The sequence below is a fragment of the Streptomyces sp. NPDC102490 genome (assembly GCF_044765285.1).
Lineage (GTDB): Bacteria > Actinomycetota > Actinomycetes > Streptomycetales > Streptomycetaceae > Streptomyces.
Genome location: NZ_JBIWJU010000013.1, coordinates 248,879 through 264,787, shown reverse-complemented (window position 1 = coordinate 264,787; position 15,909 = coordinate 248,879). Strand labels below are relative to the sequence as shown.

Here is a 15,909-nt window from a genome sequence, read left to right as displayed (position 1 = left end):
CATGGAGCGCGATCGCGACCGCCTACCCTTGTTGCCATGAGCAGCATCGACCGGAGCCAGTCAGTGGGCGGCACGCGCACCTACGAAGTACGCACCTACGGGTGCCAGATGAACGTCCACGACTCCGAGCGATTGTCCGGTCTGCTGGAGGACGCCGGCTACGTCCGCGCCCCCGAGGGCGCCGACGGCGACGCGGACGTCGTCGTCTTCAACACCTGCGCCGTACGGGAGAACGCCGACAACAAGCTGTACGGCAACCTCGGCCACCTCGCCCCGAAGAAGGCGAGCCGCCCCGGCATGCAGATCGCGGTCGGCGGCTGCCTGGCGCAGAAGGACCGCGACACCATCGTGAAGCGAGCCCCCTGGGTGGACGTCGTCTTCGGCACCCACAACATCGGCAAGCTCCCGGTGCTGCTGGAGCGCGCCCGCGTGCAGGAGGAGGCGCAGGTCGAGATCGCCGAGTCCCTGGAGGCGTTCCCGTCCACGCTGCCCACCCGGCGCGAGAGCGCGTACGCGGCCTGGGTGTCCATCTCGGTCGGCTGCAACAACACCTGCACCTTCTGCATCGTCCCGGCACTGCGCGGCAAGGAGAAGGACCGCCGCCCCGGCGACATCCTCGCCGAGGTCGAGGCCCTGGTCGCCGAGGGCGTCAGCGAGATCACCCTCCTCGGGCAGAACGTCAACGCCTACGGCTCCGACATCGGCGACCGCGAGGCGTTCAGCAAGCTGCTGCGCGCCTGCGGCACCATCGACGGGCTGGAGCGCGTCCGCTTCACCTCCCCGCACCCGCGCGACTTCACCGACGACGTCATCGCCGCCATGGCCGAGACGCCGAACGTGATGCCGCAGCTGCACATGCCGCTCCAGTCCGGCTCCGACCCGGTGCTCAAGGCGATGCGCCGCTCCTACCGCCAGGAGCGCTACCTCGGCATCATCGAGAAGGTGCGGGCCGCCATCCCGCACGCGGCGATCACCACCGACATCATCGTGGGCTTCCCCGGCGAGACCGAGGAGGACTTCGAGCAGACCCTGCACGTGGTGCGCGAGGCCCGGTTCGCCCAGGCCTTCACCTTCCAGTACTCCAAGCGGCCCGGGACCCCGGCCGCCGAGATGGACGGCCAGATCCCCAAGGCGGTCGTCCAGGAGCGCTACGAGCGCCTGGTCGCCCTCCAGGAGGAGATCTCCTGGGAGGAGAACAAGAAGCAGGTCGGCCGCACCCTGGAGCTGATGGTCGCCGAGGGCGAGGGCCGCAAGGACGGCGCCACCCACCGCCTCTCCGGCCGCGCCCCCGACAACCGCCTGGTGCACTTCACCAAGCCCGACCAGGAGGTCCGCCCCGGCGACGTGGTGACGGTCGAGGTCACCTACGCCGCCCCGCACCACCTCCTCGCCGAGGGCGCGGTGCTCGACGTGCGCCGCACGCGCGCGGGCGACGCCTGGGAGAAGCGCAACACCGCCGAGCAGGCCAAGCCGGCCGGTGTGCTGCTCGGCCTGCCGAAGATCGGCGTCCCCGAGCCCCAGCCGGCCGTGGCGAGCGGCTGCGGCTGCGACTGACCGCGGGGGGTGCCGCGGGGGGCGGCGGCACGGGGCTACGCTGCCGATCATGCTTGTCGCCGCCGCCGTCTGCCCCTGCCCGCCGCTCCTCGTACCGGAGGTCGCCGCGGGTGCCGCACCCGAGCTGGACGCCGCGCGCGCCGCGTGCACGGACGCGCTGGGCGTGCTCGCCGCGTCCCGGCCCGACCGGCTCCTGGTCGTCGGGCCCGCCGACTCCGCCGGGCCCGAGGTCTACCCGCAGGGTGCGAAGGGCTCCTTCCGCGGCTTCGGCGTGGACCTGGACGTGTACCTGGGCGCCGACGGCGGCGACGCGGACGGGGCCGAGCTGCCCTACGGGTTCGCCGTGGGCGCCTGGCTGCTCGGGCGGACCGACTGGACCGGTGTCCCCGTCGAGGGCATCGGCGTGGGGGACGCGCTGTCCGCCGAGCGCTGCGCCGCCCTCGGCCGGGACCTCGCCGCGCGGGCCGGGCGGACGGCACTGCTGGTGCTGGGCGACGCCAGCGCGTGCCGCACGCTGAAGGCGCCCGGCTACCTCGACGAGCGGGCGGCGCCGTTCGACGCGGAGGTGGGCCGCGCCCTGGGAGCGGCGGACCCGGCCGCACTCGCCGCGCTGGACGTCGTCCTGGCCCGCGAGCTCAAGGTGTCCGGCCGGGCGCCCTGGCAGGTCCTCGCGGGCGCTGCCGTGGACACGGACCTCGCCGGCACCCTGCTGTACGAGGACGCGCCCTACGGGGTCGGGTACGTCGTAGCCGCCTGGTCATAACCGACCGGGCGGCAACGGGCCCGCCGACGGCCGGACCCGGTCCGGTTCGGCGTCCGAGCGGGGTCGATCCACCGAGCGCTTTCGCGCACGGTCGGAGCCCTGCCCGCTGCTCCGATCCCGGGCGAGCCGGAGCCGACGCCACCGCTCGGACCCCGCACGAGCCGGAGCCGACCCAGCCGTTCCGGGTCCCGTACGGCCCGGAGCCGGCCCACCGTTCCGGCTCCGTGACCGTCCGAGGACGGTGGGCGTCCGGTCAGGACGCCGGGGGCGGTCCCGCCGGAGGGGTGCTGCCGGGCGTTCCGCCGGGCGTGTGGCCGTCTCCTTCCCCGCTCTTGTCGTCCTTGTGCGCGAGGCGGTCCATGGCGTCCTTGGCCTTACCCGTGCCCGTCTGGATCCGGTCGCTGTACTTGCCCTTGGTCCGCTCGTCGACGGTCCGCGCCATCTTGTCGAGACCGCGATCGATCTTGTCGCCGTGCTGCTGCGCGAGGTCGGAGACCTTGCCCTTCGCCGGTTCGAGTCTGGCCTTCAAGTTGTCCAGGAGACCCATGGTTCGCCTTCCCTCACGGGGCAGTCAGGTGCGGGCGCCCTTGTCGGCCTCGTTGTCGACGGCCTCCCCGGCGGACTGCTGCTTGGGAATGCCGACGCTCTCCGGGTCGTCGGCCTCGGCGGCGGCCCCACCGGCTTCGTCCGTCTCCGCCGTGTTCCGGGGACCGGCCTCCGCCGTCTCCACGGCCTCGGCCGCCTTCACCTCCGCCGCGCCCTCGGTGTCCGGGGTGTCGGTCCGCGTCTCCGCGCCCGACGTCTCCTCGGTGCTCTTCGACCTCCGAAAAAGCCGTGCAAAAACGCCCATATCAACTCCATACGTTACTCGTGCGGGCGACATCCCGCGGCATCCGGTGCGTCCGTTCGCGTGGCCGGGGCCATGACCCGGTGGTCCGGGGAGCGGGAACCTCGCAACGGGCAACGACCCCGGACGCGGGCCGTCACGTAACTCGTTCGAGGGCGAGGTGAGAGGTTTGCGAGACTGGTGCGGTGAGCAGCACACCCCCCGCCCCCCGCGTCATCGCCGTAGTCGGACCCACCGCGGCCGGAAAGTCCGATCTGGGCGTCTTCCTGGCCGAGCGACTCGGCGGCGAGGTCGTCAACGCCGACTCCATGCAGCTCTACCGTGGGATGGACATCGGCACCGCCAAGCTGACGCCCGAGGAACGCGCTGGCGTACCGCACCACCTGCTGGACATCTGGGACGTGACGGTCACCGCGTCCGTCGCCGAGTACCAGCGCCTCGCGCGGGAGCGCATCGACGCGCTGCTCGGCGAGGGGCGCTGGCCGATCCTGGTCGGCGGTTCCGGCCTCTACGTCCGCGGAGCCGTCGACAACCTGGAGTTCCCCGGCACCGACCCGGAGATCAGGGCCCGCCTGGAGGAGGAGCTGGAACGGCGCGGCTCGGGTGCGCTGCACGCCCGCCTGGCCGCCGCCGACCCGGAGGCGGCACGGGCCATCCTGCCCAGCAACGGGCGCCGGATCGTGCGCGCCCTCGAGGTGATCGAGATCACCGGCAGGCCCTTCACCGCCAACCTCCCCGGTCACGACTCCGTCTACGACACCGTGCAGATCGGCGTCGACGTGGCGCGCCCCGAACTGCACGAGCGCATCGCCCTGCGCGTCGACCGGATGTGGGAGGCCGGTCTGGTCGACGAGGTCCGCGCACTGGAGGCGCAGGGGCTGCGCGAGGGGCGTACGGCGTCGCGCGCGCTCGGCTACCAGCAGGTCCTCGCGGCGCTCGCCGGCGAGTGCACGCTCGACGAGGCGCGCGCCGAGACCGTCCGTGCCACCAAGCGCTTCGCGCGCCGTCAGGATGCGTGGTTCAGGCGCGACCCGCGGGTGCATTGGCTGAGTGGGGGTGTGGCGGATCGCACGGAACTTCCGCGGCTCGCCCTGTCGTTGGTCGAACGACCGGTTACAGCCTGATCACGTGATGGCATCGGGACGCCCCGGCCGTCATCCGGGCCTGGGGCGGCGTGCCATCATCGAGCTTCGATCGACCGAGTGAGTCCTAGTTGGGAGGGCGCGTGGCGATGGAGGCCGGCCCTCGCGACACCGCACGGAGCACCGAGCACGGCACCGCCGATCCCGGCGGACCGGAGCCCGAAGGCGGCGCCCTGAGCCCCGACGGCCCCGACGAGACGCCCGAGGGCGTCGCGGCCGACGGTCCCGCGCCCGACGAGATGTACGGGGACGAGGTCGAGGTCGAGCTGCGTCCCCAGCGCCGCCTGCGGATCTGGCAGCTCGCGCCCATCGTGTGCCTGGCCGCGCTCGGCTCCCTGATGTTCGCCTTCCCGCTCGCCTTCGACTTCGGCGACAGCGGCGCCGTGATCGCCATGCTGGGCCTGCTGATCTGCTCCTGCGCGGCCGGCTGGGGCATGATGGCCGCCCGCCGGGTCGGATACACCTGGCCGGGCCTGCCCCAGCGCGGGTCGGGGCGCCGTGCCGACTGGCGCACGATCCTCGTGTACGCCCTCGCGGTCGTCGCGGTCGTCGTCCTGGCCGTGTGGCGGGTCGCCCGCCTGCGGGGCTGACGAAGCCCTGCGCCCGGGGGGCGTCCTCCGCCCCTCGTCGTCGTACCGCGCCCACCCCGTACGATCGAGGAATGAGCACGCGGATCGCCTTCCTCAAGGGTCACGGCACCGAGAACGACTTCGTGATCGTTCCCGACCCGGAGAACGCCATCGACCTGCCGCCCGCCGCCGTGGCCGCCCTGTGCGACCGCCGCGCGGGGCTCGGCGGTGACGGGCTGCTGCACGTGGTGCGGTCCGCGGCGCACCCCGAGGCCCGGGACATGGCCGCCGAGGCGGAGTGGTTCATGGACTACCGCAACGGCGACGGCTCGGTCGCCGAGATGTGCGGCAACGGCGTGCGGGTCTTCGCGCGCTACCTCCAGCACGCCGGCTACGTCGGAGAAGGCGACCTCGCCGTCGCGACGCGCGGGGGAGTCAAGCGCGTGCACCTCGCCAAGTCCGTGGCCGGGGGCGGCTCCGCCGCGGGCGACGTCACCGTCGGCATGGGCCGCGCGCTGCTGCCCGAGGGAGACGTCGAGGTGAGCGTGGGCGAGCGCAGCTGGCCCGCGCGGAACGTGAACATGGGCAACCCGCACGCGGTCGCCTTCGTCGCCGACCTCGCCCACGCCGGCGACCTGTACGCCCCGCCGTCCCACGCGCCCGTCGGCGCCTACCCGGACGGGGTCAACGTCGAGTTCGTCGTCGACCGGGGCCCCGGCCACGTCGCGATGCGCGTCCACGAACGCGGCTCCGGCGAGACCCGCTCCTGCGGCACCGGCGCCTGTGCCGTCGCCGTCGCCGCCGCCCGCCGGGACGGTGTCGACCCGGCGGTCACCGGCACCCCGGCCACGTACACCGTCGACGTGCTCGGCGGCACCCTGGTGATCACCGAGCGTCCGGACGGTGAGATCGAGATGACCGGGCCCGCCGTGATCGTCGCGGAGGGCGAGTTCGACTCCGCCTGGCTGGAGGGGGTACGCGTCTGAACGAGGACCCGGTGACCATGGCCGAGGTGAACCACAGCCCGGTCCATGACACTCAGTGCGAAAACGTAAACCCTCGGACCATCGCTCGAATGGGTGATCCGTTTCACGCTCGGCGAGAGGCGGTCGGCCGCACGTGATGGGCTCGATAGCATCAAGCACCGGCCCGGACGGGGGACCGACAGCATCCCCTGAGCCGTGTCCGCCCTGGGATTCCCCGTCCGCCGGTCCGTGCAGCCGGAGGTGCCCATGAACGCGGAGGCCGTGAATCCAGCGAGCCGGGGCCCCGTGCCGCCCGCGGCCACCGGTGCCGCCGCGCCGGCGCCCCGCAGGAAGGCCCGCCCCCGGATCGACCTGCGCCGGCTGGGCCGCGCCGCCCTGCTCGGCTCCGCCGCCCGCAGCCGGGGCCTCCCCGACGCCATCGGCCACGTCGTCGAGGCCCACCGCGCCCACCACCCCGACGCCGACCTCGACCCGCTGCGCCGCGCCTACGTCCTGGCCGAGTCCTCGCACCGCGGCCAGATGCGCAAGAGCGGCGAGCCGTACATCACCCACCCCCTCGCCGTCACCCTGATCCTCGCCGAACTCGGCGCGGAGACCACCACCCTGACCGCCTCGCTCCTGCACGACACCGTCGAGGACACCGAGGTGACGCTCGACCAGGTCGGCGAGGAGTTCGGCGCCGAGGTCCGCTACCTCGTCGACGGCGTCACCAAGCTGGAGAAGGTCGACTACGGCGCCGCCGCCGAACCCGAGACCTTCCGCAAGATGCTCCTCGCCACCGGCAACGATGTCCGCGTGATGTCGATCAAACTCGCCGACCGGCTGCACAACATGCGCACCCTCGGCGTCATGCGCCGCGAGAAGCAGGAACGCATCGCCAAGGTCACCCGCGACGTCCTCATCCCGCTCGCCGAACGGCTCGGCGTCCAGGCGCTCAAGTCCGAGCTGGAGGACCTCGTCTTCGCGGTCATGCACCCCGAGGAGTACGCGCACACGCGGGAGCTGGTCCAGGAGAACGCCGCCCGCGCGGACGACCCGCTCACCGCCGTCGCCGACGAAGTGCGCGAGGTGCTGCGCGAGGCCGACATCCAGGCCGAAATCCTCATCCGCCCACGCCACTTCGTCTCCGTGCACCGCGTCTCCCGCAAACGCGGCACCCTCCGCGGCGCGGACTTCGGCCGCCTCCTGGTGCTCGTCCAGGAGGACGCCGACTGCTACGCCGTCCTCGGTGAACTGCACACCTGTATGACGCCCGTCGTCTCGGAGTTCAAGGACTTCATCGCCGTCCCCAAGTTCAACCTCTACCAGTCGCTGCACACGGCGGTGGCCCGCGCGGAGGACGGCCAGGTCGTCGAAGTCCTCATCCGCACCCATCAGATGCACAAGGTCGCCGAGGCCGGTGTGGTCGCGCTCGGCAACCCGTACGCCCAGCCGTCCGAGGAGCAGAGCGCGGGCGACGGCGAGCGCGCCGACCCGACCCGGCCCGGCTGGCTGTCCCGGCTGCTCGACTGGCAGCGCGGCGCCCCCGACCCCGACACCTTCTGGTCCACCCTCCGCGCGGACCTCGCCCAGGACCGGGAGATCACCGTCTTCCGCCCCGACGGCGGCACCCTCGGCCTCCCCGAGGGCGCGACCTGCGTCGACGCCGCCTACGCCCAGTACGGCGAGGACGCGCACACGACCATCGGCGCCCGGGTCAACGGCCGCCTGGCGACCATGAGCACGGTGCTGCGGGACGGCGACACCGTGCAGCTCCTGATGGGGCAGGACCCCGCCTCCGAGCCGTCCAGGGACTGGCTGGACCACGCCCACACCCCCGCCGCGCGGATCGCCATCCAGCGCCGGCTCGCGGCCCACCCTGAGCCGGCGCCCGAGCTCGAGGAGCCGGCCCGCGGCCCCGCCGCCCCTGAGGCCCACCCCGACGCCCCCCGCCCGGCCGCGGGCGGCGCATCCAGCCGCCCCGCCTCCGCCGACGTCCTCGTCGACCCGCCGGGCGCCACCGTGCGGCTGGCGGGCTGCTGCACCCCCGTACCGCCGGACGAGATCACCGGCTTCGCCGTGCGCGGGGGAGTGGTGACCGTGCACCGCGCCCCGTGCGCCGTGGTGGCGCGCATGAAGGACGCCGGGCGCCCGGAGGTCGGGGTGCGCTGGGGCGAGAGCACCGGATGCCGGGTGACTCTCCTCGCCGAATCGTTCGGCCGCCCGCACCTCCTGGCCGACCTCACCGAGGCCATGGCCCTCGAAGGCGCCGAGATCGTCTCCGCGACCGTCGAACCACCCGACCGCCAGCGGGTCCGGCACAGCTACACCGTGGTGCTCCCGGACGCCGCCCGGCTGCCCGCCCTCATGCGGGCCATGCGCGACGTGGCCGGCGTGTACGACGTCAGCCGGGCCCAGCCGCAGCCGACCGGCGCCTGAACCGGCACACCGCGCGCGGGGACCCGTTCGGGTGTCCCGGGCGCGCGCCGCCGCCGCGCGGCAGGCGCGCGCTGATAGCCGTGAGGGATGCCGCACACCCCGCACCCCCCGACTCCGCGACCCCGCGCACGCTCCCGGCGCCGGCTCAGGGCCGCGGCGCTGCTCGCCTCCGCCGTCTCCGTCTGCCTGGTCGCCGCGAGCGCCCCGCCGACCCCGCTGGGTGTCGGCGACCGCCTCTTCCCGCAGCTGGGCAACCCCGGCTACGACGTGACGGCGTACGACCTCTCCTTCACCTACTCGGGCAGCAACAGCGAACCGCTGAAGGCCGTCACCACCATCGACGCCCGGACCACCGCCGACCTGGACCGGCTCAACCTCGACTTCGCCCACGGCAAGGTCGACTCCGTCGAGGTCGACGGCGAGCCCGCCGCCTTCGCCACCGCCGGTGAGGACCTCGTCGTGACGCCCGAGGACGCGCTCGACGAGGGCGAGCGGACGCGGATCACCGTGCGGCACAGCAGCGACCCCGTGTACTCCGAGGACCGCCCGGGCGGCTGGGTGCGCACCGCCGACGGCCTCGCCATGGCCAACCAGGCGGACGTCGCCCACCTGGTGTTCCCCTGCAACGACCACCCCTCCGACAAGGCACGGTTCACGTTCCGCATCACCGCGCCCGACGGGCTCACGGCCGTCGCCAACGGCCTGCCGACCGGCGTGGACCGGACCGGCGGCTCGACCACCTGGACCTACCGGAGCGGGCACCCCATGGCCACCGAGCTGGCCCAGGTCTCCATCGGCCGCTCCACGGTGCTGCACCGCGCGGGGCCGCACGGGCTGCCCGTCCGGGACGTCGTGCCGACGAAGCACCGCGCGGCGCTCGAACCGTGGCTGGAGAAGACCCCGGACCAGATCGCGTGGATGGAGCGGAAGGTCGGGCCCTACCCCTTCGAGACGTACGGGCTGCTCATGGCCGACGCCACCACCGGCTTCGAACTCGAGACCCAGACGCTCTCCCTCTTCGAACGGGAGCTGTTCACCGAGCCCGCCTACCCCCAGTGGTACGTCCAGTCGATCATGGTGCACGAGCTGGCCCACCAGTGGTTCGGCAACAGCGTCAGCCCCGGCACCTGGTCCGACCTGTGGCTCAACGAGGGGCACGCCACCTGGTACGAGGCGCTGTACGCCGAGGAGACCGCGGACAAGCCCATGGCGGCGCGCATGAAGGCCGCCTACGGAGCCTCCGACCGCTGGCGCACCGCGGGCGGACCCCCCGCCGCCCCCAAGCCGCCGAAGAACGGCAGCAAGACCGGAATCTTCCGCTCCAACGTGTACGACGGCGCCGCGCTCGTGCTCTACGCCCTGCGCCAGGAGATCGGCAGCACCGCCTTCGAAGGGCTCGAGCGCGCCTGGGTCGCCCGCCACCGGGACGGCACGGCGACGACCGCCGACTTCGTCCGGCTCGCCTCCGAGATCTCCGGACGCGACCTGGACGGCTTCTTCCATGGCTGGCTGTACGGCGAGAAGACCCCGCCGATGCCCGGCCACCCGGACTGGAAGCAGACTCCGGCCGAGAAGGCGCCCGCCGAGGCGGCCGGGAAGGCACACGGGGAATAAGCCGGTGACGAGACGGCCCGTGCCGTGCGACCATCTTCGGGACGGCGCGGTACGGCCCCGGGAATCTCCCCGGCGGCTCGCACGTTGTAGTCAGTGTCGCGGCGCATGTGCCGCGGCCACCCCTTCCCAGCTACGTAAGGATCCAATGACCTCCTCTTCTTCCCCCTCCCAGGACACCAAGCGTCTCGCGCAGACCTATCCCGAGGGCCTCCGGGCCGATGCCCTGATGGAAGAGGACGTCGCCTGGAGCCACGCACACGCAAACGACTCGCAGTGGGACGGCGAGCAGTTCGACCGCTCCGACCGCGCGGCCCTGCGCCGGGTGGCGGGCCTGTCCACCGAGCTCGAGGACGTCACCGAGGTCGAGTACCGCCAGCTCCGCCTGGAGCGGGTCGTCCTCGTCGGCGTCTGGACCTCGGGCACCGTGCAGGACGCGGAGAACTCGCTGGCCGAACTGGCCGCCCTCGCCGAGACGGCGGGCGCGCTCGTGCTCGACGGCGTCATCCAGCGCCGCGACAAGCCCGACGCCGCCACCTACATCGGCTCCGGCAAGGCCGAGGAGCTGCGGGACGTCGTCCTCGACACGGGTGCGGACACCGTCATCTGCGACGGTGAGCTGAGCCCGGGGCAGCTGATCCACCTCGAGGACGTCGTCAAGGTCAAGGTCATCGACCGCACGGCCCTGATCCTGGACATCTTCGCCCAGCACGCCAAGTCCCGAGAGGGCAAGGCGCAGGTCGCGCTCGCGCAGATGCAGTACATGCTGCCGAGGCTGCGCGGCTGGGGTCAGTCGCTGTCCCGGCAGATGGGCGGCGGCAAGGGCGGCGGCCTCGCCACCCGTGGTCCCGGTGAGACCAAGATCGAGACGGACCGGCGCCGGATTCGCGAGAAGATGGCGAAGATGCGCCGGGAGATCGCGGAGATGAAGACCGGCCGCGAGATCAAGCGCCAGGAGCGCAAGCGCCACAAGGTGCCCTCCGTCGCCATCGCGGGCTACACCAACGCCGGCAAGTCCTCGCTGCTCAACCGCCTCACCGGCGCGGGCGTGCTGGTGGAGAACGCGCTGTTCGCCACCCTCGACCCGACGGTGCGCCGCGCGGAAACGCCCAGTGGCCGTCTGTACACCCTGGCCGACACCGTCGGCTTCGTCCGGCACCTGCCGCACCACCTGGTCGAGGCGTTCCGCTCCACGATGGAGGAGGTCGGCGACTCCGACCTGATCCTGCACGTGGTCGACGGTTCGCACCCCGTCCCGGAGGAGCAGCTGGCCGCCGTGCGCGAGGTGATCAGGGACGTCGGCGCCACCGACGTACCCGAGATCGTCGTGATCAACAAGGCCGACATGGCCGACCCGCTGGTGCTCCAGCGGCTGCTGCGGGTCGAGAAGCGGTCCATCGCGGTCTCGGCGCGCACCGGCCGGAACATCGACCAGCTGCTCGCGCTGATCGACAACGAGCTGCCGCGTCCCTCGGTCGAGATCGAGGCGCTCGTGCCGTACACCCACGGCAAGCTGGTGGCCCGCGCGCACGACGAGGGCGAGGTGATCTCCGAGGAGCACACCCCGGAGGGCACCCTGCTCAAGGTGCGGGTGCACGAGGAACTGGCGGCGGAGTTCGCGCCGTACGTTCCGGCGCCGCTCGCCTGAGACCCGCGCGGCCGTACGACCGGCCGACGACCGAGGGCCCGTCCCCTGCCGAGGCAGGAGGCGGGCCCTCGTCACATGGTCACGCGCGGATCACTGACCGCCGTACGTCTTGCTCATGTCCTGGTACATCGCCTCGGCCGACGGGCCCAGCTGCGGGCCCGCCAGCCAGGTGTTCTCCAGCGGGCCGATCGAGGTGTTCGAGACCAGCTTGGTCTCTCCGTCCACCACCCGGAACCAGCCGCCGCCCGACGAACCGCCGGTCATGGTGCAGCCGATGCGGTACATCGTCGGCAGCGACGGGCTCAGCGACAGACGGCCGGGCCGGTCGACGCACCTGAACATCTCCAGGCCGTTGTACGGCGGCGCCGCCGGGTAACCCCAGGCGCCCATGCTGGGCACCTCCGTCGCCGACGGGGCCGAGAAGTCCACCTCCAGCGCGGCGCCGACGGTCTCCTCCAGCGACTTGCTGCCCTGCTCCGGCTTCACGTGCAGCACCGAGTAGTCGTACGCGGCCCCGTCACCGCCGCTCTCCGAGCCACCCTTGATCCACTGGTCCGAGGTCGACGCCCAGTCGGCCCACCAGGTGCCGTACGGCGCCATCTCGGTGGTCGTCGCGTTCGCCAGCTCCGCCTCGGACTTGCCGTAGTCGTTGTACGACGGGACGAAGGCGATGTTGCGGTACCAGCCGCCGCTGCCGCCGGCGTGCACGCAGTGGCCCGCCGTCCACACCAGGTTGGACTTGCCCGGGTGGTTCACGTCCTTGACGACCGTGCCGGAGCAGACCATCGAGCCCTCGGGGGAGTCGAAGAAGACCTTGCCGACCGGCGCCGCGTTCTCGTGGTACGGCTTCTTCTCGGCCACGGCCTCGACGGGAGTGGGCTCCGGGTCGGTGGCGCCCTGGTCGGCGGCCGCGTCCTGGGTGACGGTCTTGTCGGCCTCCTTCGCGGACTTCATCCGGTCCGGCTTCCACAGGCCCTCGATCATCGGGTTGACGAAGTCCTTGGCCTCACCGAGCCACTTGTCCCTGTCCCAGTTCTTCCAGCCGCCGTCCTTCCACTGGTCGACGTCGATGCCGCGCTCCTTGAGCCGGTCCGCGAGGCCGGGCGGCAGGCCACTCTCGCCGCCACCGGTGTTCCCGGCGTCGGCGGCCTGGGAGGTGCCGCCGCCGGGCTCGGCGTCGGCCTTGTCCTGCTCCGACCCACAGGCGGTGGCGGTGAGCGTGAGCGCGACGACCAGACCGGCCGCGGCGAGTGCGGTGCGCCGCCCGCGCCGTGGCGCGGCGGACACAGGTGTGGAACGCATGGTGGGACAACCCCCGTGGAAACGTATGAATGTCTGATGAAGCGAATGAACGGCTGTATGCCGGGATGTTTGGATGCCTGAATGCCCGCTGCCGGACTCAGCGCGGTGCTCGGCGCCCGGTCACTGGCCGGTGAACTTACCGCTCACCGCGTCGAACACGCCCTTGGCCTCCTTGCCCAGGCGCGGACCGGCCAGCCAGCCGGCCGTCACCGGGCCGATCGAGGTGTTGGAGACCAGCGCGGGCTTGCCGTCGGAACCGGCGGCGACCCAGCCGCCGCCGGACGAGCCGCCGGTCATGGTGCAGCCGATGCGGTACATCGTCGGGTCGGAGGCGTTGATCGACAGCCGTCCGGGCTTGTCCTGGCACTGGTACAGCTTCTGGCCGTCGTACGGCGGCGCGGCCGGGTAGCCGGTCGCCTTCATGTTCTCGATCTCCGGCACGGCCGGTGCGTCGAAGTCCACCGGCAGCGCGGCGCCGACCGTCTCCTCCAGCGACTTGCCGCCGCTGCCCTTCTCCGGCGTCACATGGATCACGGCGAAGTCGTACGGGGCGCCCTCGCCGCCGGTCGCCCCGCCCTGCTCGATCCACTGGTCCGAGGTCTGCGCCCAGTCGCCCCACCAGACACCGTAGGGAGCGAGCTCCTCCTTGGAAGCGGTCTGCAGTTCCTCGACCGACATGTTCGCGTCGTTGTACGACGGGACGAAGGCGATGTTGCGGTACCAGCCGCCGCTCTTGCCCGCGTGCACGCAGTGACCGGCCGTCCACACCATGTTGGACTTGCCGGGGTGGGCCGGGTCCTTCACGACCGTCGCCGAGCACACCATCGAACCCTTGGGGGAGTCGAAGAGGAGCTTGCCGGCCGTGGCGGCGTTGTCGTGGTACGTGGCCGGTACGGCCTCCGCCTCGACGGGGGCGGGCTCCGGGTCGGTGACGCCCTGGTCACCGGAGATGTCGTTCTCGTCGACCTCCTGGTCCGGCTCCTCGGCGTCCCGCATCCGGTCCGGGTCCCACAGGCCCTCGATGATCGGGTTGACGTAGTCCTGCGCCTCGCGCAGCCAGTCGTCCCGGTTCCAGTTCTTCCAGGCGCCGTTCTTCCAGTCGTCGACGTCGATCCCGTGTTCCTTGAGCTTGTCCTTGATGTGGTCCGGGATCCGGATGCCGCCGTTGGCGTCGTCCGCGGCGGACGCGGAGGCCGAGGCGTCGCCGGCCGCCTCGGAGTCGCCGTCCTCGCACGCCGTGGCGGTGAGCGCGAGCGCCGAGACGAGCGCCACGGCGGCGGCCGCGGAGGAGGTTGCGCGCCGCCCGCGCCTGTTTCCGCGCGTGCTGAACGACGGCCGTATGGATCGCATGGTGTTGACTCCCCCTGCTGTGAACGAACGTGGTGCCGCGGTCGAACCGCCGAGCGGCGGTGACCGGGAACGGCACCACACACTATGCGGTGGCTGTGGGGGAGTTCCGACGGAACGGCAACGGTTCGGACACAGCGCCCTGACCAGGCACGCGCCGCCCGCCGGTGCGGAGGGCCGGGCCGCGGAGCCGGAGCGGACCGCGGCATCCCCGCCCCGGCAACGATCTTCGGGCGGACCGTAACCCCGTGCACGGCCCTCGGTTGTAGCGGTGGGGGCCCGCTGTCCGGACGTGGTCCCCCAGGCCGGGAGCGCCCGGCACGTCACCGTGTGTCCGGACGGCGGGAGGTCGACAAGCCGTGGCGGGATCCCCGTACGGGAGCTGTGCGTCCGGAGACGGGAACACCGGGCCGGTCGTGACGCGGGAGCCCGCGAGCGGGACGTCCGCGCGGGCGCACGCCGGGCACGAGGCAACCGCGCGGGAGCGCACCGGGCGGAGCGAGCGGAGCGGCGCTTCGCGGCGGCAGCCGGCGCGTGAACCGGCCGCGCGTACCTACGCGCGCGCCCTCCCGGTCGTCCCCGTCCGGGCCCGGGGACTCACCATCGAGGCCGCCGACGGCCGCCGCTACCTGGACTGCGTCTCCGGTGCGGGCACCCTGGCCCTCGGCCACAACCACCCCGTCGTCCTGGAGGCGATCCGCGCGGTCCTCGACTCGGGCGCCCCCTTGCACGTCATGGACCTCACCACCCCGGTCGAGGACGCCTTCGTCAGCGAACTGCTGCGCACCCTGCCGCCGGGACTCGCCGACCGCGCGCGCGTGCGGTTCTGCGGCCCGACCGGTACGGACCCGGTCGCCGCCGCCGTCGCGCTGGTCCGCGCCGCCACCGGACGGACCCGGGTGATCACCCTCGCCGACGCCGACGAGCCGCTTCTCGACGACGACCCGGGCCTGGGGCCGCCCGCCGGGCTCCTCCTGGAGCCGGTCCGGAGCGACGCCGGGGTGCTTCCGGCGCCGGACGCGCTGGTACGGCGCCTGCGCGCCCGCGCGGCCGAACGGGCCGTCCCGCTCATCGTCGACGAGACCGAGACGGGCGTCGGCCGGACCGGTGCCTACTGGGCGTTCGAGCACAGCGGAGTCACCCCCGACGTGCTGATCCTCGCCAAGGCGATCGGCGGCAGCCTGCCGCTGGCCGTGCTGGTCCACAACGACGATCTGGACGACCCGAACCGGCCCGGCGGACCCGCGGCCGGTGCCTTCCGCGGCAACCAACTCGCCCTGGCCGCGGGCGCCGCCACCCTCGCCCACGTCCGCGAACGCCGCCTCGCCGCACACGCCGCCGCGCTGGGCGCCCGGATGCTGACCCGACTGCGTGACCTGGCCGCTCAGTTCGCGTGTGTGGGCGACGTGCGCGGGCGGGGCCTGATGGCCGGTCTCGAACTGGTGGCGCCGGACGACGCGCCCGACAGGTCTGCCCACGGCGCCCGTCCCGGCACCGCCCGCTGCGGTGCCGCCGACCTCGCCGCCGCCGTCCGCCGGGAGTGCCTGCGGCGCGGGCTGATCGTGGACGTCACGGGCCCCGGCGCGAACGTCGTACGGCTGCTGCCGCCGCTCATCGTCACCGAGGAGCAGATGGCGGCCGTCCTGGACCGACTCGCCGACGCCGTAGGGGCGGTGGACCGCGGCCGCCCCGGCGGCGCCGCCCCGTGACGCGGGGAGCGCC

Annotated in this window: 13 protein-coding genes; 9 read left to right on the top strand and 4 right to left on the bottom strand. The window is 73.0% G+C overall.

Annotation, left to right across the window (positions count from 1 at the left end; genetic code table 11):
- Positions 1-36: 36 nt before the first annotated feature.
- The gene (gene miaB / locus ACIRGB_RS29090) at positions 37-1,554 is read left to right on the top strand and encodes a tRNA (N6-isopentenyl adenosine(37)-C2)-methylthiotransferase MiaB (RefSeq protein WP_403871279.1); all 1,518 of its coding nucleotides are present in this window, start codon (positions 37-39) and stop codon (positions 1,552-1,554) included.
- A gap of 49 nt (positions 1,555-1,603) precedes the next feature.
- On the top strand, positions 1,604-2,317 hold the full coding sequence (locus ACIRGB_RS29085; protein WP_403871277.1) for a class III extradiol dioxygenase subunit B-like domain-containing protein: 714 nt from the start codon (positions 1,604-1,606) through the stop codon (positions 2,315-2,317).
- A 253-nt stretch (positions 2,318-2,570) separates the two neighbouring features.
- Here ACIRGB_RS29085 and ACIRGB_RS29080 read toward each other — a convergent pair whose 3' ends face one another.
- Together ACIRGB_RS29080 and ACIRGB_RS29075 are read right to left on the bottom strand one after the other, a co-directional pair.
- Complete coding sequence (locus ACIRGB_RS29080; RefSeq protein ID WP_403871274.1) at positions 2,571-2,864, bottom strand: antitoxin; 294 nt, start codon at positions 2,862-2,864, stop codon at positions 2,571-2,573.
- 24 nt (positions 2,865-2,888) lie between these two features.
- Positions 2,889-3,167: a hypothetical protein gene (locus ACIRGB_RS29075; protein ID WP_403871271.1), complete on the bottom strand. Its 279-nt coding sequence runs from the start codon at positions 3,165-3,167 to the stop codon at positions 2,889-2,891.
- A 182-nt stretch (positions 3,168-3,349) separates the two neighbouring features.
- On the opposite strand from ACIRGB_RS29075, the gene miaA reads away from it, so the two are divergent.
- The 6 genes from miaA (at position 3,350) to hflX (ending at position 11,538) form a co-directional block, all read left to right on the top strand.
- A complete protein-coding gene (miaA, locus tag ACIRGB_RS29070; RefSeq protein WP_403871268.1) occupies positions 3,350-4,288 on the top strand; it encodes a tRNA (adenosine(37)-N6)-dimethylallyltransferase MiaA in 939 nt (312 codons plus the stop codon).
- A gap of 107 nt (positions 4,289-4,395) precedes the next feature.
- Positions 4,396-4,896, top strand: a complete 501-nt coding sequence (locus ACIRGB_RS29065) for a hypothetical protein (RefSeq protein WP_403871266.1) — start codon at positions 4,396-4,398, stop codon at positions 4,894-4,896.
- Positions 4,897-4,967: 71 nt separating this feature from the next.
- Positions 4,968-5,861 carry a diaminopimelate epimerase gene (gene dapF, locus ACIRGB_RS29060; protein WP_403871263.1) on the top strand — a complete coding sequence of 298 codons (894 nt, stop codon included), beginning with the start codon at positions 4,968-4,970 and terminating at the stop codon, positions 5,859-5,861.
- Between the two features lie 246 nt (positions 5,862-6,107).
- Entirely contained in the window at positions 6,108-8,279 is a 2,172-nt protein-coding gene (locus ACIRGB_RS29055; protein ID WP_403871398.1) for a RelA/SpoT family protein, read from the top strand.
- 87 nt (positions 8,280-8,366) lie between these two features.
- On the top strand, positions 8,367-9,893 hold the full coding sequence (locus ACIRGB_RS29050) for a M1 family metallopeptidase (protein ID WP_403871260.1): 1,527 nt from the start codon (positions 8,367-8,369) through the stop codon (positions 9,891-9,893).
- A gap of 145 nt (positions 9,894-10,038) precedes the next feature.
- Positions 10,039-11,538 (top strand): GTPase HflX, encoded by a 1,500-nt coding sequence (hflX, locus tag ACIRGB_RS29045; protein ID WP_403871257.1) that lies wholly within the window; start codon positions 10,039-10,041, stop codon positions 11,536-11,538.
- A gap of 90 nt (positions 11,539-11,628) precedes the next feature.
- Here hflX and ACIRGB_RS29040 read toward each other — a convergent pair whose 3' ends face one another.
- Positions 11,629-12,840, bottom strand: a complete 1,212-nt coding sequence (locus ACIRGB_RS29040) for a trypsin-like serine peptidase (protein WP_403871254.1) — start codon at positions 12,838-12,840, stop codon at positions 11,629-11,631.
- A gap of 120 nt (positions 12,841-12,960) precedes the next feature.
- Positions 12,961-14,190, bottom strand: a complete 1,230-nt coding sequence (locus ACIRGB_RS29035) for a trypsin-like serine peptidase (RefSeq protein WP_403871251.1) — start codon at positions 14,188-14,190, stop codon at positions 12,961-12,963.
- A 413-nt stretch (positions 14,191-14,603) separates the two neighbouring features.
- Between ACIRGB_RS29035 and ACIRGB_RS29030 the strand changes: the two genes are divergently transcribed.
- Complete coding sequence (locus ACIRGB_RS29030) at positions 14,604-15,896, top strand: aminotransferase class III-fold pyridoxal phosphate-dependent enzyme (RefSeq protein WP_403871248.1); 1,293 nt, start codon at positions 14,604-14,606, stop codon at positions 15,894-15,896.
- Positions 15,897-15,909: the final 13 nt, after the last annotated feature.